Origin of the sequence: Burkholderia sp. MSHR3999 (genome assembly GCF_000833595.1) — a bacterium.
Taxonomy (GTDB): Bacteria; Pseudomonadota; Gammaproteobacteria; order Burkholderiales; family Burkholderiaceae; genus Burkholderia; species Burkholderia ubonensis.
Genome location: NZ_JRFO01000006.1, coordinates 1,124,542 through 1,141,883, shown reverse-complemented (window position 1 = coordinate 1,141,883; position 17,342 = coordinate 1,124,542). Strand labels below are relative to the sequence as shown.

At 70.5% G+C, this 17,342-nt stretch carries 21 protein-coding genes; 17 read left to right on the top strand and 4 right to left on the bottom strand.

Annotated features, from left to right (window positions below; genetic code table 11):
• Nucleotides 1-4: 4 nt before the first annotated feature.
• On the top strand, nucleotides 5-1,222 hold the full coding sequence (gspF, locus tag KY49_RS22510) for a type II secretion system inner membrane protein GspF (RefSeq protein WP_042586676.1): 1,218 nt from the start codon (nucleotides 5-7) through the stop codon (nucleotides 1,220-1,222).
• Between the two features lie 26 nt (nucleotides 1,223-1,248).
• Here gspF and KY49_RS22505 read toward each other — a convergent pair whose 3' ends face one another.
• Complete coding sequence (locus KY49_RS22505) at nucleotides 1,249-1,659, bottom strand: general secretion pathway protein GspC (RefSeq protein WP_010090231.1); 411 nt, start codon at nucleotides 1,657-1,659, stop codon at nucleotides 1,249-1,251.
• A gap of 180 nt (nucleotides 1,660-1,839) precedes the next feature.
• Here KY49_RS22505 and gspG point away from each other — a divergent pair, with 180 nt between their 5' ends.
• From gspG to gspN, 8 genes are read left to right on the top strand one after another with little or no spacing between them, the layout of a single operon-like run.
• Nucleotides 1,840-2,292 carry a type II secretion system major pseudopilin GspG gene (gene gspG / locus KY49_RS22500; protein ID WP_042586675.1) on the top strand — a complete coding sequence of 151 codons (453 nt, stop codon included), beginning with the start codon at nucleotides 1,840-1,842 and terminating at the stop codon, nucleotides 2,290-2,292.
• Nucleotides 2,293-2,331: 39 nt separating this feature from the next.
• Nucleotides 2,332-2,865, top strand: a complete 534-nt coding sequence (locus KY49_RS22495) for a GspH/FimT family pseudopilin (protein ID WP_042586674.1) — start codon at nucleotides 2,332-2,334, stop codon at nucleotides 2,863-2,865.
• A gap of 44 nt (nucleotides 2,866-2,909) precedes the next feature.
• Entirely contained in the window at nucleotides 2,910-3,305 is a 396-nt protein-coding gene (gspI, locus tag KY49_RS22490) for a type II secretion system minor pseudopilin GspI (protein ID WP_042586673.1), read from the top strand.
• Nucleotides 3,283-3,960: a PulJ/GspJ family protein gene (locus tag KY49_RS22485; protein WP_042586672.1), complete on the top strand. Its 678-nt coding sequence runs from the start codon at nucleotides 3,283-3,285 to the stop codon at nucleotides 3,958-3,960. The genes gspI and KY49_RS22485 overlap by 23 nt, the downstream gene beginning before the upstream one ends.
• Complete coding sequence (gspK, locus tag KY49_RS22480; protein ID WP_088500512.1) at nucleotides 3,957-5,072, top strand: type II secretion system minor pseudopilin GspK; 1,116 nt, start codon at nucleotides 3,957-3,959, stop codon at nucleotides 5,070-5,072. The genes KY49_RS22485 and gspK overlap by 4 nt, the downstream gene beginning before the upstream one ends.
• Before the next feature lie 24 nt (nucleotides 5,073-5,096).
• Nucleotides 5,097-6,482 carry a type II secretion system protein GspL gene (gspL, locus tag KY49_RS22475; protein WP_042586671.1) on the top strand — a complete coding sequence of 462 codons (1,386 nt, stop codon included), beginning with the start codon at nucleotides 5,097-5,099 and terminating at the stop codon, nucleotides 6,480-6,482.
• Nucleotides 6,479-6,982 carry a type II secretion system protein GspM gene (gene gspM / locus KY49_RS22470; RefSeq protein ID WP_042586923.1) on the top strand — a complete coding sequence of 168 codons (504 nt, stop codon included), beginning with the start codon at nucleotides 6,479-6,481 and terminating at the stop codon, nucleotides 6,980-6,982. Before gspL ends, gspM begins: the two co-directional genes overlap by 4 nt.
• 42 nt (nucleotides 6,983-7,024) lie before the next feature.
• The gene (gene gspN, locus KY49_RS22465) at nucleotides 7,025-7,813 is read left to right on the top strand and encodes a type II secretion system protein N (RefSeq protein ID WP_042586922.1); all 789 of its coding nucleotides are present in this window, start codon (nucleotides 7,025-7,027) and stop codon (nucleotides 7,811-7,813) included.
• Nucleotides 7,814-7,837: 24 nt separating this feature from the next.
• On the opposite strand, the gene KY49_RS22460 is transcribed toward gspN, so the two are convergent.
• Complete coding sequence (locus KY49_RS22460; RefSeq protein WP_042586670.1) at nucleotides 7,838-9,376, bottom strand: efflux transporter outer membrane subunit; 1,539 nt, start codon at nucleotides 9,374-9,376, stop codon at nucleotides 7,838-7,840.
• Between the two features lie 243 nt (nucleotides 9,377-9,619).
• Nucleotides 9,620-9,907, bottom strand: coding sequence for a hypothetical protein (locus KY49_RS22455; protein WP_042586669.1), 288 nt, complete (start codon nucleotides 9,905-9,907; stop codon nucleotides 9,620-9,622).
• 167 nt (nucleotides 9,908-10,074) lie between these two features.
• Here KY49_RS22455 and KY49_RS22450 point away from each other — a divergent pair, with 167 nt between their 5' ends.
• Both KY49_RS22450 and KY49_RS22445 read left to right on the top strand, forming a co-directional pair.
• Complete coding sequence (locus KY49_RS22450; RefSeq protein WP_042586668.1) at nucleotides 10,075-10,563, top strand: MarR family winged helix-turn-helix transcriptional regulator; 489 nt, start codon at nucleotides 10,075-10,077, stop codon at nucleotides 10,561-10,563.
• Between the two features lie 157 nt (nucleotides 10,564-10,720).
• A complete protein-coding gene (locus tag KY49_RS22445; RefSeq protein WP_042586667.1) occupies nucleotides 10,721-12,292 on the top strand; it encodes a DHA2 family efflux MFS transporter permease subunit in 1,572 nt (523 codons plus the stop codon).
• Nucleotides 12,293-12,304: 12 nt separating this feature from the next.
• Here KY49_RS22445 and KY49_RS22440 read toward each other — a convergent pair whose 3' ends face one another.
• A complete protein-coding gene (locus KY49_RS22440; protein WP_042586666.1) occupies nucleotides 12,305-13,228 on the bottom strand; it encodes a LysR family transcriptional regulator in 924 nt (307 codons plus the stop codon).
• Between the two features lie 134 nt (nucleotides 13,229-13,362).
• Between KY49_RS22440 and KY49_RS22435 the strand changes: the two genes are divergently transcribed.
• From KY49_RS22435 to fliO, 6 genes are all read left to right on the top strand, one after another.
• The gene (locus KY49_RS22435) at nucleotides 13,363-13,815 is read left to right on the top strand and encodes a CidA/LrgA family protein (RefSeq protein ID WP_042586921.1); all 453 of its coding nucleotides are present in this window, start codon (nucleotides 13,363-13,365) and stop codon (nucleotides 13,813-13,815) included.
• A gap of 34 nt (nucleotides 13,816-13,849) precedes the next feature.
• The gene (locus KY49_RS22430) at nucleotides 13,850-14,572 is read left to right on the top strand and encodes an LrgB family protein (protein ID WP_042586665.1); all 723 of its coding nucleotides are present in this window, start codon (nucleotides 13,850-13,852) and stop codon (nucleotides 14,570-14,572) included.
• A 175-nt stretch (nucleotides 14,573-14,747) separates the two neighbouring features.
• Nucleotides 14,748-15,284 carry a flagellar basal body-associated protein FliL gene (gene fliL / locus KY49_RS22425; RefSeq protein ID WP_042586664.1) on the top strand — a complete coding sequence of 179 codons (537 nt, stop codon included), beginning with the start codon at nucleotides 14,748-14,750 and terminating at the stop codon, nucleotides 15,282-15,284.
• A 21-nt stretch (nucleotides 15,285-15,305) separates the two neighbouring features.
• On the top strand, nucleotides 15,306-16,304 hold the full coding sequence (fliM, locus tag KY49_RS22420) for a flagellar motor switch protein FliM (protein WP_010090252.1): 999 nt from the start codon (nucleotides 15,306-15,308) through the stop codon (nucleotides 16,302-16,304).
• Complete coding sequence (gene fliN / locus KY49_RS22415) at nucleotides 16,297-16,794, top strand: flagellar motor switch protein FliN (protein WP_042586663.1); 498 nt, start codon at nucleotides 16,297-16,299, stop codon at nucleotides 16,792-16,794. The genes fliM and fliN overlap by 8 nt, the downstream gene beginning before the upstream one ends.
• Nucleotides 16,791-17,339 (top strand): flagellar biosynthetic protein FliO, encoded by a 549-nt coding sequence (gene fliO, locus KY49_RS22410; RefSeq protein WP_042586662.1) that lies wholly within the window; start codon nucleotides 16,791-16,793, stop codon nucleotides 17,337-17,339. The genes fliN and fliO overlap by 4 nt, the downstream gene beginning before the upstream one ends.
• Nucleotides 17,340-17,342 lie beyond the last annotated feature (3 nt).

Genomic DNA, 17,342 nt, shown 5'->3' with positions numbered 1-17,342 from the left:
CGCGATGCCGGCATTCCGTTTCGAAGCAATCGATGCGGCGGGTCATGCGCAAAAGGGCGTCGTCGATGCCGACAGCGCGCGCGCCGCGCGCGGCCAGCTGCGCACGCAGGGGCTGACGCCGCTCGTCGTCGAGCCGGCGGCCAGCGCGACGCGCGGCGCGCGCAGCCAGCGCCTCGCGCTCGGCCGCAAGCTGTCGCAGCGCGAACAGGCCATCCTCACGCGCCAGCTCGCGAGCCTGCTGATCGCCGGGCTGCCGCTCGACGAATCGCTCGGCGTGCTGACCGAGCAGGCCGAGCGCGACTACATCCGCGAACTGATGGCGTCGATCCGCGCCGAGGTGCTGGGCGGCCATTCGCTCGCGAACGCGCTCGCGCAGCATCCGCGCGATTTCCCGGAAATCTATCGCGCGCTCGTCGCGGCGGGCGAGCACACGGGCAAGCTCGGCATCGTGCTGTCGCGCCTCGCCGACTACATCGAGCAGAGCAACGCGCTGAAGCAGAAGATCCTGCTCGCGTTCACGTATCCGGGGATCGTCACGCTGATCGCGTTCGGCATCGTCACGTTCCTGCTGAGCTATGTCGTGCCGCAGGTCGTCAACGTGTTCGCGAGCACCAAGCAGCAACTGCCGATCCTGACGGTCGTGATGATGGCGCTGTCGGATTTCGTGCGGCACTGGTGGTGGGCGATCGTGATCGCGGCCGTGCTCGTCGTCTGGTTCGTCAGGGCGACGCTGTCGCGCGACGGGCCGCGCCTCGCGTTCGACCGCTGGCTGCTGACCGCGCCGCTCGCCGGCAAGCTGGTGCGCGGCTACAACACGGTGCGCTTCGCGAGCACGCTCGGCATCCTGACCGCGGCCGGCGTGCCGATCCTGCGCGCGCTGCAGGCGGCGGGCGAGACGCTGTCGAACCGCGCGATGCGCGCGAACATCGACGACGCGATCGTGCGGGTGCGCGAAGGCTCCGCGCTGTCGCGCGCGCTGAACAACGTGAAGACGTTTCCGCCGGTGCTGGTGCACCTGATCCGTTCGGGCGAGGCGACGGGCGACGTGACGACGATGCTCGACCGCGCGGCCGAAGGCGAGGCGCGCGAGCTCGAACGCCGCACGATGTTCCTGACGAGCCTGCTCGAGCCGCTGCTGATTCTCGCGATGGGGGGCATCGTGCTCGTGATCGTGCTGGCCGTGATGCTGCCGATCATCGAGCTGAACAACATGGTGCAGTGACGGCCGTGCCGGCCGTCACCGGACGTTCAGCGCATGTAGATCGCCGGAGACGGCGTGTTGGCGGGCAACGCGACTTCGGCACGGGCGCCGTTGCGCTCGACGATGATCGAGCGGTCGCGGACTTCGGCGAGCTTCGCGCCGGGCGCGACCTCGGCGCCGAGCGACACCGCGCGCGGCGGCTCGCCGCCGACGCCGACGATCGCGGCGGCGCCGCGCTGGAGCGCGAGGATGCCGAACAGGTGGATGTCCTGCACGGGATTCTTGTCGAGCTGGCCGCCGAACAGCGCGGCGGCGTCCTCGGTGCGAATCGGGGGCCGCGCGGCGGCGGCGGGCAGCGGCGCTTCGCGGGCCGACAGCGTGACGACCCAATAGGTGGCCGTCGCGCACAACGCCGCGAAGAGGGCGAGGGAGAGTATCCGGATCGAGATCGCGTTCATGCGCGCTATTGTACGGATGTATGTGAAATTTGCGTTGAGTGAAAGCCCTTGGCGGGCCGCGCCTTACAATGCGTGCTCCGTGCCCGGCGCAATCGGCGCAGCAGTCCCGCAGGGACCTGACCCGGTTGTTTCGGAAACGTCACTCAATCGACGACAATTTTTTGGAAAGAGGAAGTCAGCATGCAAACGTGGATTACTCGACGCAACGGAGCGGTTCGCCGTCAGCGCGGTTTCACGCTGATCGAGATCATGGTGGTGGTCGCGATTCTCGGGATTCTGGCGGCGCTGATCGTGCCGAAGATCATGAGCCGTCCGGACGAGGCGCGCCGCATCGCCGCGAAGCAGGACATCGGCACGATCATGCAGGCGCTCAAGCTGTACCGCCTCGACAACGGCCGCTATCCGTCGCAGGACCAGGGCCTGCAGGCGCTGATCCAGAAGCCGAGCACCGATCCGATCCCGAACAACTGGAAGGACGGCGGCTATCTCGAGCGCCTGCCGAACGATCCGTGGGGCAACGCGTACAAGTACCTGAACCCGGGCGTACACGGCGAGATCGACGTGTTCAGCTACGGCGCCGACGGCAAGGAAGGCGGCGAATCCAACGACTCCGACATCGGATCGTGGCAGTAAACGATCGCTGACCGGCCCGACGTCTCTTTTCTGATCCCCATGCTCGCCATCCGCACGACTTCCCGCTTCGGGCGCGGCTGCCGTGTGCGCCGGGCGCCGGCGCGCGCGGATGGCGTGCGGGCGTCGCAGCGCGGCTTCACGCTGCTCGAGATGCTCGTCGTGCTCGTGATCGCGGGCCTGCTGGTGTCGCTCGCGTCGCTGTCGCTGACGCGCAATCCGCGCACCGACCTGCGCGAGGAAGCGCAGCGGCTCGCGCTGCTGTTCGAGACGGCGGGCGACGAGGCGCAGGTGCGCGCCCGTCCGATCGCATGGCAGCCGACCGCGCGCGGCTTTCGCTTCGACATGAGCACCGCCGACGGCTGGCGCACGCTGCGCGACGACCTGCTGCGCCCGCGCGACTGGGACGGCGGCGTGACGGGCGCCGACATCGACTACCCCGGCTCGGATACGCGCGTGGACCGCGTCGTGTTCGGCACCGAGAGCATCGACATGCCGGTGCGCGTGACGCTGCGCTCGACCGTCGGCAGCGTGACGATCGTCGGCACCGGCAACGGCCGCTACGAGGTGCAGTGACGATGCATCGCCGGCCGTCTCTCTCTCCTTCCGCCGCTCCCGCGATGCGTCCCCGCACCGGACGTTCAGCGGCGCGCGGCTTCACGATGATCGAGGTGCTGGTCGCGCTTGCGATCATCGCGGTTGCGCTCGCCGCGTCGATTCGCGCGGTCGGCACGCTGGCGACCGGCTCGTCGGACCTGCATCGCCGGCTGCTGGCCAGCTGGAGCGCCGACAACGCGCTCGCGCAGTTGCGGCTCGCGCATGCGTGGCCGGAGATCGGCGAGCAGAGCTTCGATTGCTCGCAGGGCAACGTGAAGCTCGTCTGCACGCAGCGCGTCAGCGCGACGCCGAATCCGGTGTTCCGGCGCGTCCAGGTATCGGTGAGCGCGCCGGACGGCAAAGGCGTGCTCGCGCAGATGGTCACGGTGGTCGCGAATGAAACCAGCCGCTCGCTCTGAATCGGCGCGGCGCGTCCGCACGCGCGGCTTCACGCTGATCGAACTGATGATCGCGATCGCGATTCTCGCGGTCGTCGCGGTGCTCGCATGGCGCGGGCTCGACCAGATCATGCGCGGCCGCGACAAGGTGTCGTCGGCGATGGAAGACGAACGCATCTTCGCGCAGATGTTCGACCAGATGCGCATCGACGCGCGCCGCGCGGCGACCGACGACGAGGCCGGCCAGCCCGCGCTCGGCGTCGCCGGCAACACGCTGCAGATCGTCCGCGCGTTCGACGCGCCGGGCGCCGCGCCGCGGCTGCAGGTGATCCGCTACCGGATCGCGGCGGGGCGCGTGGTGCGCTACGCGTCGCCGCCGCTCGCCGACGCGAACCGGCTGCGCGACACGCTGAAGAACCCCGACGTCGAGGGCTGGAGTGCGGTGGCGCTGATGGGCGGGGTCGGCGCGATCGACGCGAAGCTCTACGTGCCGCGCGTCGGCTGGACCACGAACGTGCAGACGGCCGACGAAGCGCTCGCGCAGAACAACGATGCGATCAAGGTGCCGCAGCTCGGCAACGCGCCGCCGCCGCGCGCGGTGACGGGCCTGCAGGTGAGCATCGGCGCGACGTCGCTGCGCGTGCCGGTGACCCGTATCTTCCTCGTCGGGGAATGACGATGCGCGCCCCCGCCCCGCTTCCGTTCCTCCGGCCCCCCCGCCCCGCGCGCCGGCAACGCGGCGCCGCGATCATCACCGCGCTGCTCGTCGTCGCGCTGTCGGCGATCCTCGTATCGGGGATGCTGTGGCGCGAGCAGGTGCAGATCCGCCGCATCGAGAACCAGCGCCTGATCGCGCAGGCGCAGTGGGTCGCGCGCGGCGCGCTCGACTGGACGCGGATGATCCTGCGCTCGGAAGGCGACACGGCGCCGGGCATCACGTATCTCGGCGGCATCTGGGGCGTACCGATCGCGAAGACGAAGCTGTCGGACTTCATGGGCAAGATCGGCGTGGGCGGCGGCGACGGCGGCGAAGACACCTACCTGTCCGGCGCGATCGAGGACGCGCAGGCGAAGTTCAACCTGCGCAACCTCGTGTCGACGCCCGCGCCCGGCGTGCTGCAGCTCAACGCCGCGCAGCTCCAGGCGTTCCAGCGCCTCTTGACGACGCTCGGCTACGACGGCGCGTTCGCGAAGCGCATCGCGCTGCAGGTGCGCGCGGGCCTGAAGCATTCGGCGTCGCGCTTCCAGATGGCGACGCTGCCCGGCGCGGCGGGCGCGCCCCTGCCGGAAGCGGGCACGGGCACGCAGGGCACGGCCTTCACCGACGAGCCTGGCCTTGCCGACAGCGATCGCGGGCCGGCGCCGCTCATCATGACGAGCGTCGACAGCCTGCTCGACGTCGACGGCGTCACGCCGGAAATGGTCGAACGGCTGCGCCCGTTCGTCACCGTGCTGCCGACCACGACGCCCGTGAACATGAACACCGCGCCCGCGGAGGTGATCGCGGCGCTGGTGCCGGGGATGAGCGTGGCGTCGGCGCAGGCGCTCGTGTCGCGCCGCGAGACCGTGTTCTTCCGCAACGTCGGCGACGTGCAGCTTGCGCTGCGCGGCGCCGGCGCGCCGCCGAACGTGACGCCCGATCCGGCGCTGATCGACGTCAATTCGAACTATTTCATCGTGCATGGCCGGATCCAGCACGATCGCGCCGAGGTCGACCGCACCTCGCTCGTGTATCGTGATCCGACCACGCACTCGACGCGGGTCGTGCGCATCCGCGACCAGCTATAACGACGCCATTCGGGAGAGGAGCCCTTGAGCACGCTGATTGTTTTACTGCCGCCGCGCGAGCCCGCCGTGCCGTTGCAGGAATGGCAATGGCCCGAGCTGCCGTTCATGCTCGTCGACAAGGCCGGCCAGACGCAGCGGGCCGGCCGCGCCGCGCTCGCGCTGCTGCCGCGCGCGGCCGCGACGGTGCTGGTCGTCGCCGCGCGCGACGTGCTGCTGCTGGCCGCGACGGTGCCGCCGCTCAAGGGGCCGAAGCTGCGCCAGGCGCTGCCCAACATCGTCGAGGACCAGCTGATCCAGGACCCGCAGGGCTGCCACGTCGCGATCGATCCGGCCGCGCTGCCCGACGGGCGCCGCGTGCTCGCGGTCGTCGATCGCGCGTGGTTCCGCGCGATCTGTGACGCGTTTGCCGCGGCCGGCCACCGGCATCTGCGCGCGGTGCCCGCGACGCGCTGCCTGCCGCCGCCGCTCGCGGCGGCCGCGGCCGTCACCGATCCGGCGCCGGCGGCCGACGAGGCCGTCGCCGAAGCCGAGGCTGACGCCGCCCCGCCGCCGCGCCCGACCGCGGTCGCCGCGGTGCTGGGCGTCGCGGCGTCGGTCGAGCCGGTGCTCGTCGAAGCGGGCGCGCAGCCGGACGCATCCGGCTCGCCGCGGCTCGAGCTGGCGGTCGCGCGCGGCGCGCTGGGCGAAGGCTTCGCTGCGCCCGCGCAGCGCGCGGCCGGCACGCTCGCCGCGCTCGCGGGCGGCGCCCCGGTCGAGCTGTACGAGCTCGGCGAGCCGGGCGCGGAACCGCAGCTCGCGTCGGTCAAGCGCACGGACGTCGAGCCGTCGGGCGCCGCTGCGCTGCTGCCGGGCGCGGCGCCGCTGCCGTTCGACACGTTCGCGCGCCGCGCGCTGGCCGAGCGTTTCGATCTGTGCCAGTTCGAATTCGAGTCGCAGCCGTGGCGCTTCGACCGCGCGACGCTCAAGCGGCTGCGGGTCCCGGTCGCGCTCGTCGCGGCGACGCTCGGCGTCGCGGTGATCGGGATGAACGCGCACTGGTGGAAGCTGTCGCGCGAGCGCGATGCGCTGTCCGCGCAGATCACCGAGACGCTGCTGTCCGCGTTCCCGAAAACCACGACGGTGCTCGATCCGCCTGCGCAGATGCAGCGCCAGCTCGACCAGCTGCGCCTCGCGGCGGGCGAGCTGTCGCCGAACGATTTCCTCGCGCTCGCGAGCGGGCTGTCGCGCTCGATGGGCGCGCTGCCGCTGAACGGCATCGCGTCGCTCGATTATCACGACCGGCGGCTCGACGTCGGCTTCAAGCAGGGCGTGACGGTCGATCCCGACTTCACGCAGCGCCTCGCGCGCAACGGGCTGGCCGGCGAAGTCGACAGCAGCACGGGCAAATGGACGATCCGGAGCCGGTCATGAAGGCTGAACTGAACCAGACCCTCACGCAATTCTGGGGTGAGCGCACCCCGCGGGAAAAGAACCTGCTCGGCTGGGGCGGCGCCGTGCTGGCGGTCGCGATCGCCTATTCGGTGCTGTGGTCGCCCGCGCAAGAAGGCCGCGCACGGATCACGCGCGCGCTGCCGGCGATGCGCGCCGAGCTCGCGAAGATGACCGCGCAGGCGAACGAGGCGCGCTCGCTCACGGCGGCCGCGCAGGGCGTCGCGCCGACCGGCGCCGCGCTGAAGGACGCGCTGACGGCGTCGCTGTCCGACCACGGGATGCCCGGCGGGCAGATCCAGCTGGTCGGCAACGGCGTGCAGATCCAGCTGAAGAACGCGTCGTTCCCGGCGTGGACCCAATGGCTCGACGACGTGCGCAAGCAGTACAAGGTGCAGGTCGGCGAGGCGCACGTCACCGCGCTGAAGGACGACGGCCAGGTCGACCTGACGGCCGTGATGCAGCCGTCGACGCAGAAATGATGCAGAAACGACGCAATGGATGATGCAAGCGGCGGCCGGCCGATGAGGCCGTGGTCGAGACGGCTTTGGGCCGCGTTGCCGTGGCTCGCGGCGGGCGGGCTGGCGACCGCCGTCACGCTGGTCGCGCTCGCGCCGGCCGCGTGGATCGCGCCGCAATTCGCGCGCGCGACGGGCGGCCACGTGAACCTCGTCGATCCGGACGGCTCGCTGTGGCACGGCTCGGGCACGCTGATGCTCGCGCCGGGCGCCGACCGCAGCGCGGCGACGCTGCTGCCGGGGCGGGTCGAATGGACGACGCGCTTCTGGCCGCTCCTGACCGGGCGCGTGCAGATGCGGATGCGGCAGACCGAGGCGATGCCCGACGCGGTCACGCTCGACGCGACGTGGCGCGGCGCGGTGCTGTCCGCGGGCGCGATGGCGGTGCCGGCATCGCTGCTAGCGGGGCTCGGCACGCCGTTCAACACGCTCGACCTGCAGGGCGACGTGCGGGTCGGCTGGAGCGACTGGCGGCTGATCGGCAGCAACACGTTCGGCCAGCTGACGGTGACGATCGACGACATGAGCTCGCGCGTGTCGCGCGTGAAGCCGCTCGGCTCGTACCGCGCGGTGCTGCAGGCGAAGGGTTCGGGCGCGGATCTCGACCTGGCCACGACGAAAGGCCCGCTGTTTCTCGACGGGCACGGCGCATTCGGGCCCGGCAGCGGGTCGTTCCGCGGCACCGCGCATGCGGCGCCCGAGCAGCTGGCGAACCTCGCGGGCCTGCTGAACCTGCTCGGCCATCCGATCGGCGACGGCTCGGTGTCGCTGATTTACGGCGACGCGGCGCGCTGACGCGCGCGCCGCGCGCATTTCACGTCACTTCTGCGCAACCGGCACGGCCGCCGCGCCGCTGGCCGGCGCAGGCGCGGCCACGCCGCCCGTCTCGCGCGCGATCTGCGACACGTCCCAGCCGCCGCCGAGCGCCTTCACGAGCCCGACCGACGACACCATCCGCTGCCCCGCGATCGTCGCGAGCTTCTGGTGCGCGCTGAACGCGGTCGTCTGCGCGGTCAGCACGTTCAGGTAGTCGACCGTGCCGGCCTTGTACTGGTTCGTCACGATCGCGAGCGCATGCTCGGCGCTGTCCACTGCCTGCCGCTGCACGTCGATTTCCCGCGCGAGGATGCGCTGCGACGCCAGGTTGTCCTCGACGTCCTGGAACGCGGTGAGGACCGACAGCCGGTACGCGGCGACGTCCTGATCGTAGGTCGCGCGCGCGGCCTCCGTCTGCGCGGCGCGCAGGCCCGCGTCGAACAGCGTCGCCGCGAGCTGCGGGCCGACCGTCCAGAAGCGCGCCGGCAGCGTGAACAGGTTCGACCACACCGAACTCTGCACGCCCCCCTGCGCCGACAGCGTGAGCGTCGGGAAGAACGCCGAGATCGCGACGCCGATCTGCTCGTTGGCCGCGGCCGCGCGGCGTTCGGCCGCCGCGATGTCGGGCCGCCGCTCGAGCAGCGCCGACGGCACGCCGACCGGCGTGACGGGCGGCTCGGCGGCGAGCGGCAGCGGCGGCAGCGAGAACGTCGACGCCGGTTCGCCGATCAGCGTCGCGATCGCGTGCTCGTACTGCGCGCGCGCGACGCCGTTGTCGATCGCGGCCGCCTGCGCGCTCTGCAGCTGCGTCTGCGCCTGGATCACGTCCGCGCGCGCGGCGACGCCCTGCGCGTACCGGTTCTGCGTGAGCTGCAGCGAGCGCGCGTACGACGCGACGGTGTCGTCGAGCAGCATCTGCAGCGTGTCGGCGGTGCGCAGCTGGAAGTAGGTCTGCGCGAGCGTCGCCTGCTGCGACAGCCGTGCGTTCGCGAGATCGGCGGCGGCCGCCGCTTCGCCCGCGCGCTGCGCGCCGACCGTGCGGCTCACCTTGCCCCACAGGTCGGGCTCCCACGACGCGTCGAGGCCGACGCTGTAGCTGTTGCCGATCGATCCGGAACTGCCGCCGCCGAAGCTCGACGACGAGCCGGACGACAGCGACGCGCGCGGCGAGCGGGAGCGCGAGCCCGACGCGGTGAGCCCGACGGTCGGGAAATACGCGGCGCGCGCCTCGGCGACGAGCGCGCGCGCCTGCCGGTACGCGGCCGCCGATTGCGCGATGGTCTGGTTCGACGCGTTCAGCTTGTCGATCAGCGCGTCGAGCTGCGGATCGCCGTAGACGCGCCACCATGCGCCGCGGTCGGCGCCGTCGGCCGGCTGCGCGACCTTCCAGCCGGCGGGCGCTTCCTTGAACGCGGCGGGCATCGGCGTGTCGGGGCGGTGATAGTCGGGCCCGACGGCGCAGCCGGCGAGCAGCACCGCGGTCGCGAACGCGACGGCAGCGGCGAGCGGGCGGCGGTCGCGCGGGGATGGGACGTACGGCATGCGTGTGATTCCTGTCTGGGCGCGGCCCGGGGCATGGGCACGCGGGCGCGCGATGCGGCCGGCAGGCCGCAGGCGGACAAATGGTAACTGACGGCAGGGAAGCTGCGCAGCCGTTAGGGTAAGGCGCGCGAGGGCGGGAATGTGTTACCGGCGCGGCAGGCCGGGTTACCGGGCATTACGGATCGCTTGCGGCGGATGGCGCACGCGGGGCGCGCCGCTCGCCGGCAGGCGCCGGACGGTGAGTCAGTGGCAGCGTGCGGGTTCGATGGCGGCCGCGCGCCATGACGACGGCTCCGTGGCGGCCGCCGCCTTGCGTTCGCCGTTGCGTGCCCCCTTCGCGTTGCGCTGCCGGCGATGATCGAACCACGCGAACCCGAGCGCCGCGAGCGAGCCGCCCGGCAGCACCAGCATCGCGACGTACAGCGCGAGCTTCCAGCCGCGGTGCGGCCCGGAGAACACATGGTGAGCGGTATCGGTCAGGTTGCGGCGCAGCGCGCCGGCGGCGTTTTTCAGGAACAGCATCGCGAACATCCTCGGGGCGCCCGCGGCGCGGGCAAGGCAGGTCAGAACATCGTCTCCGGCAGTGCAGGTCGCACGTCGTAACTGGTTGCCTGAAATAATATTGACTAAGCAATTAATTTTCAAGATACTGGGCGCGTTTTACCGACAACGCACTATTGCTGCGCGCGCAATCGAGAATGAACGGCGGTCTCTACGATCCCGACGGCATCGAGTTGGAATCGAGCCTCGGCTACTACCTGACGAAGGCGCGTCAGGCGCTCATCGAGCGGATGGACCGCGCGCTGGAGCCGCTCGGCCTGACCGCGCAGCAGGTCGGCGTGATCCTGCTGCTGTCGCGCGGATACGTGCGCACGCCGTTCGAGCTGTCGCGCAAGATGGCGTATGACAGCGGCTCGATGACGCGGATGCTCGACCGGCTCGAGCGCAAGGGCTTCATCGCGCGCTCGCGCAGCGAGCAGGACCGCCGCGTGATCGAGCTGACGCTGACCGAGCGCGGCGCCGACGCCGCCCGCGCGCTGCCGTCGCTGATCGCGACCGCGCTGAATGCGCAGCTCGCCGGCTTCTCGGCCGACGAGCTCGCGACGCTCACGGGCCTGTTGCAGCGCTTCATCGCGAACGGCCCCGGCATCCTCGGGTGCGATTCGTCCGGCGAGCCGGACCGCTGACGCTGCGCGAGGCGTCGATATTTTGGTTAAGCGTTCACTTATTTATCTGTCTGGGCAGAAGATGACACGTCATACGCTCCGCTCCACGTATTTCCCGTCGTTCTCGGCCGTGCACGCCCGACGTGCGCTTTGCGCGCGCCGCGCATAGGAGATTCCGATGTCCGCCACCACGGCTCCCGCGGCCTCGCCCGCGTCCCCCGCCGCCGAACCGGCGCCGCTGTCTGGCGGCGCCCTCGCGCTGCTCACCGTCGGGCTCGCGCTCGGCACCTTCATGGAAGTGCTCGACACGTCGATCGCGAACGTCGCGGTGCCGACGATCTCGGGCAGCCTCGGCGTCGCGACGAGCGAAGGCACGTGGGTGATCTCGTCGTATTCGGTCGCGTCCGCGATCGCGGTGCCGCTGACCGGCTGGCTCGCGCGGCGGGTCGGCGAGGTGCGCCTGTTCACGCTGTCGGTGCTCGCGTTCACGATCGCGTCCGCGCTGTGCGGCCTCGCGAACAACTTCGAGACGCTGATCGCGTTCCGGCTGCTGCAGGGGCTCGTGTCGGGGCCGATGGTGCCGCTGTCGCAGACGATCCTGATGCGCAGCTACCCGCCCGCGAAGCGCGGGCTCGCGCTTGGGCTATGGGCGATGACGGTGATCGTAGCTCCTATCTTCGGCCCGCTGCTGGGCGGCTGGATCAGCGACAACTACACGTGGCCGTGGATCTTCTACATCAACCTGCCGATCGGCGTGTTCTCGGCGACTTGCGCGTACTTCCTGCTGCGCGGCCGCGAGACGAAGACGACCAGGCAGCGGATCGACGCGGTCGGCCTCGCGCTGCTCGTGATCGGCGTGTCGTGCCTGCAGATGATGCTCGACCTCGGCAAGGACCGCGACTGGTTCAACTCGACGTTCATCGTCGCGCTCGCGCTGATCGCGGTCGTGTCGCTCGCGTTCATGCTCGTGTGGGAGGCGACCGAGAAGGAGCCGGTGGTCGACCTCACGCTCTTCAAGGACCGCAACTTCGCGCTCGGCGCGCTGATCATCTCGTTCGGCTTCATGGCGTTCTTCGGCTCGGTCGTGATCTTCCCGCTGTGGCTGCAGACGGTGATGGGCTACACGGCCGGCAAGGCCGGCCTCGCGACCGCGCCGGTCGGGCTGCTCGCGCTGGTGCTGTCGCCGCTGATCGGCCGCAACATGCACCGGCTCGACCTGCGGATGGTCGCGAGCTTCGCGTTCATCGTGTTCGCCGGCGTGTCGATCTGGAATTCGACGTTTACGCTCGACGTGCCGTTCAATCACGTGATCCTGCCGCGGCTCGTGCAGGGGATCGGCGTCGCGTGCTTCTTCGTACCGATGACGACGATCACGCTGTCGAGCGTTCCCGACGAGCGGCTCGCCAGCGCGTCGGGGCTGTCGAACTTCCTGCGCACGCTGTCCGGCGCGATCGGCACCGCGGCCAGCTCGACGTTCTGGGAGAACGACGCGATCTATCACCATGCGCGGCTGTCCGAATCCGTGAGCATCTACGCGCAGAGCACGACCGACTACCAGGGCGCGCTCGCGCAGCTCGGCATCGCGGGCCAGATGTCGAACGCGCAGATCAACCAGATCGTCACGCAGCAAGGCTTCATGATGGCGACCAACGACTTCTTCCACCTGTCGGCGATCGTGTTCGTCGCGCTCGCGGCGCTCGTGTGGATCACCAAGCCGAGGAAGGGCGCGGGGCCGGCGATGGGGCATTGAGCGCGCGCCGGATCACCGCGCCCGCAACCCGCCGAACGCGAGATCGTCGCCCGGCGCGCCCGGCAGCGTCGCGCGCGCGACCTCGAGCCACGCGCGCGCCGCGTGCGACAGATAGCCCTTCTTCAGCCAGCCGAGCGCGATCGCCCAGGTGATCTCCGGCTCGACGATCGGCCGGCACGTGAACTGGTCGGGATCGAGCCGCCGGCAGTACGGCTCCGGCAGGAGCGCGATGCCGACCCCCGCGTGCACGAGCGCGGCCATGAAATCCCAGTGCCCGCTGCGGCTCACGATCGACGGCGAGAAGCCGGCCTGCCGGCACGCGTCGAGCACCGCGTCGTGCAGCGCGAGGCTTTCCGCGTAGAACACGAACGATTCGCGCGCGAGGTCGGCGAGCGGCACCGCCGGGTGCTCCTCCCAGCGCGACTCGCGCGGCGCGACGAGCCACAGCGGCGCGCGCACCATCGGCAGCCGGTCGAACACCTCCGGATCGACCGGCTCCAGCAGCCCGCCCAGCTCCAGCTCGCCCGCCACCAGCGCGGCCTCGATCATCCGCGCACCCTGCTCGAACAGCTTCAGCTCGATGTTCGGGTAGCGCTGCTTGTACGCGGCGATGATCGGCGTGAACAGCGACCCGCCGAGCGGCGGGATGCCGATCGACAGCTCGCCGCGGCCGAGCGTGCCGAGGTCGTTCAGCTCCGACTGTAGCTGCGCCTGCGCGGCGAGCACGTCCTGCCCGCGCTGGAACACGATCCGCCCGGCATCGGTGAGCACCATCTGCCGGCCGTCGCGCAGCAGCAGCGGCGAGCCGATCTCGTCCTCGAGCGCCTTCACCATCTTGCTGATGGTCGGCTGGGTCACGAACAGCCTGTCGGCCGCCGCGGTGAAGCTCTGCTGGCGGACCACTTCGACGAAATACCGCAGTGCGCGCAACTCCATCGGCGCCTCCCCAGATTGGTGCAACGATCGTTGAATTCCGAAATGGAATGACAAGGATAGAGACAAGTCATTTTATTTATGGATGGGGAAACCTATACTTGCGCCATTGACGAAATATCTGTATGGAGCCCGCCATGAACAAGCCGACCGCCGCCGCCCACCCCGCCGCTTCGGGCAGCGTCGCGCGCACGGGCCGGATCGCGCTGCAGGCCGCCGCGCTCGGCGTGCTGTGGATGGCCGTCGACTGGGCCGTGCGCGCGGTCGGGCTGTCGGTGCCGTCGGGCGTGATCGGCCTCGCGGTGCTGCTCGTGCTGCTGTTCTCGGGCGGCGTCGCGCCGGCCTGGGTGAAGGACGGCGCGAACTGGCTGCTGTCCGACATGCTGCTGTTCTTCGTGCCGGCCGCGGTCGCGGCCGTGCAGTACGGCGGCCTGTTCCGCGAGGACGGCTGGCGGCTCGCGCTCGTCGTCGTCGCCGGCACCGCGTTCGTGATGGTCGCGGTGGCCGTCGCGGTCGACCTCGCCGCGAAGCTCGAGCGCAAGCTCGCCGCGCAGCGCGTGCTGGCCGGGCGCCGCCGCGCGCACGCCTGATTCCGCCCGATCTATCGCCGACGGAACCCCGATCATGCTCGCCCCGCTGTCGAATCTGTCCGCCGACCAGGTGAACGCCGCGATCTCCGTCGGCTGCTTCGTGCTGACGGTCGCGCTGTACTTCGCGTCGAAGCGGCTCTATGCATACAAGAAGACGCTGCTGTTCTCGCCGCTCGTGTTCGTGCCCGGCGTGCTGGTCGCGCTCGTCGCGCTGACGGGCATCCCGTATTCGGTCTACTTCCGCGACACGCGCTGGCTGATGTGGCTGCTCGGCCCGGCGACGATCGCGTTCGCGGTGCCGATCTACGACTACCGCGACCTGATCCGCCGCCACTGGCTGTCGCTGTCGGTCGGCGTCGTGGTCGGCATCGCCGCCGGGGTCTGCGGGTCGCTGCTGCTCGCGAAGCTGCTGCACCTGTCGCCGGAGCTGCAGCGCTCGCTGATGACCCGCTCGGTGTCGACGCCGTTCGCGCTCGCCGTTTCCGACAAGATCCATGCGCCGAAGGACCTGACCGCGCTGTTCGTGATCGCGACCGGCATCTGCGGGATGCTGCTCGGCGAGATCGTGCTCGCGCTCGTGCCGATGCGCACGCGGCTCGCGCGCGGCGCGCTGTTCGGCGCGGCCGCGCACGGCGTGGGCACCGCGAAGGCGCGCGAGATCGGCAGCGAGGAAGGCGTCGTGTCGAGCCTGACGATGATGATCGCGGGCGTCGCGATGGTGCTGCTCGCGCCGCTGCTGACGCTGCTGCCGATCTGACGGCGGCCGCCCGGCCGATCGCGGCTGCCGGCGCTCGCCCGGCCCTTTGCCGTTGCCGGCCCTCCGGCTGCCCGTCGCTGCGCCCCCTCACCGCCCCGCCCGCCCGACAATCGCCTGAGATAACCGCAATTCCCCCCTCTTTTCCGCCCATCGGCTTCGGGCCGGATGCCGAACAATGCATGCTACGAGTCACCACGCACGCATTCACATGGCCTCCACGACTGCAAATCCGCCCGCCGACAAGCCGGCTTCGTCCGGCAAGCTCAAGCGCATCGCGCTGTTCGCCGTCATCGCGCTCGGCGCCGCGGCCGCCGCCGCGGGCGGCATGTACGTGTTCCTGAGCAAGCAGGGCGTTAGCCACGCGAGCGGCCCGGTCGAGCCGCCGCCGCTCGCCGCGCCGGTGTTCTTCCCGCTCGACCCGCTCACCGTGAACCTGCAGTCGGAAGACGGCATCCAGCACTACCTGCGCGTCGGGCTGTCGCTGAAGATCACCGATGCGAAGGCGCAGGAGCAACTGACCGCGCGCATGCCGGAGATCCGCAGCCGCATCCTGCTCGCGCTGAGCAACAAGCACCCGGAGGAGCTCGCGACGCCCGACGGCAAGCGCGCGCTCGCCGGCGAGCTGAAGGGCCTGATCGAGCAGCCGACGCAGCCGGGCAACCAGCACGCGAAGGTCGACGACGTGCTGTTCACCGAGTTCGTCGTCCAGTAACTCGCCGACAAAGGAACGCAGATGGGCCACTCGGAGTTCATGTCCCAGGAGGAGGTCGATGCACTCCTCAAGGGCGTCACGGGCGAAGCCGACGCGGATGACGACAAGCGCGACGCAGCCGGCATCCGCCCCTACAACATCGCGACGCAGGAGCGGATCGTCCGCGGCCGGATGCCCGGCCTCGAGATCATCAACGACCGCTTCGCGCGCCTGTTGCGCATCGGCATCTTCAACTTCATGCGGCGCACGGCGGAAATCTCCGTCAGCCAGGTGAAGGTGCAGAAGTACAGCGAGTTCACCCGCAACCTGCCGATCCCGACGAACCTGAACCTCGTGCACGTGAAGCCGCTGCGCGGCACGTCGCTGTTCGTGTTCGACCCGAACCTCGTGTTCTTCGTCGTCGACAACCTGTTCGGCGGCGACGGGCGCTTCCACACGCGCGTCGAGGGCCGCGACTTCACCGCGACCGAGCAGCGCATCATCGGCAAGATGCTGAACCTCGTGTTCGAGCACTACACGACCGCGTGGAAGAGCGTGCGGCCGCTGCAGTTCGAATACGTGCGCTCGGAAATGCATACGCAGTTCGCGAACGTCGCGACGCCGAACGAGATCGTGATCGTCACGCAGTTCTCGATCGAGTTCGGGCCGACGGGCGGCACGCTGCACATCTGCATGCCGTATTCGATGGTCGAGCCGATTCGCGACGTGCTCGCGTCGCCGATCCAGGGCGAGGCGCTCGAGGTCGACCGCCGCTGGGTGCGCGTGCTGTCGCAGCAGGTGCAGACGGCCGAGGTCGAGGTGACCGCGAATCTCGCCGAGATCCCGGTGACCTTCGAGCAGATCCTCAACCTGCGCGCGGGCGACGTGCTGCCGCTCGCGATCGAGGACACGATCACCGCGAAGGTCGACGGCGTGCCGGTCATGGAATGCGGTTACGGGATTTTCAATGGTCAATATGCGTTGCGCGTGCAGAAGATGATCAGCGCGAACGACACGATGAGGGAAGGTGGATATGAGTGAGCTGAATCAGACGGACGACCTCGACCCGCAGGCGCTGGCTGACGCCGCACTCGCGGAGACGGCGCCCGCGGCCGCGCCCGCGGCTGCCGCCGACGCCGATGAGGAGCAGGGGCTGGACGACTGGGCGGCCGCGCTCGCCGAGCAGAACCAGCAGCCGGCGGTCGAGCCGGGCGCGACGGGCGCCGGCGTGTTCCAGCCGCTGTCGAAGGCCGCGTCGACGTCGACGCACAACGACATCGACATGATCCTCGACATCCCGGTCAAGATGACCGTGGAGCTCGGCCGCACGAAGATCGCGATCCGCAACCTGCTGCAGCTCGCGCAGGGCTCGGTCGTCGAGCTCGACGGCCTCGCGGGCGAGCCGATGGACGTGCTGGTCAACGGCTGCCTGATCGCGCAGGGCGAAGTGGTGGTCGTGAACGACAAGTTCGGCATCCGCCTGACCGACATCATCACGCCGTCCGAGCGCATCCGGAAACTGAATCGATGAGATTCGCGCCGTCCGGCCGCCGCGCGGCCGCGTTCGTCGCCAGCGCGTTCGTCGCCGAGGCGGCAAGCGCCGCCGACCTGAACGCGGTGAACCATGCCGGCGCGATCGCGTCGAGCGTGGTGGTCGGCTCGGCCGCGCCGTCGCTCGGCGTCGGCGCGGTGCTGCAGACGCTCGTCGGGCTCGCGGTCGTGATCGGCCTCGTGTTCGGCTGCGCGTGGCTCGCGCGCCGCTTCGGCTTCCAGCCGGCGCGGCGCGGCGGCCCGCTGAAGGTCGTGTCGAGCGTCGCGGTCGGCGCGAAGGAAAGCGCGACGATCGTCGAGATCGGCGATACGTGGCTGGTGCTCGGCGTCGCGCCCGGCAACGTCCGGCTGCTGCACACACTGCCGGCCGGCTCCGCGCCCGCCGGTGCGGCCGTCGCGGCCGATGCGCCGCCGGCCTCCGCGCCCGCTGCCGGCGACGGCCTGCCCGGCACGTTCGGCCAGCGCTTTCGCGATGCGCTCGCGGGCGAAGCCGCGAAACGTTTCGGGCGCGGCAAGGACCGCTGAGAT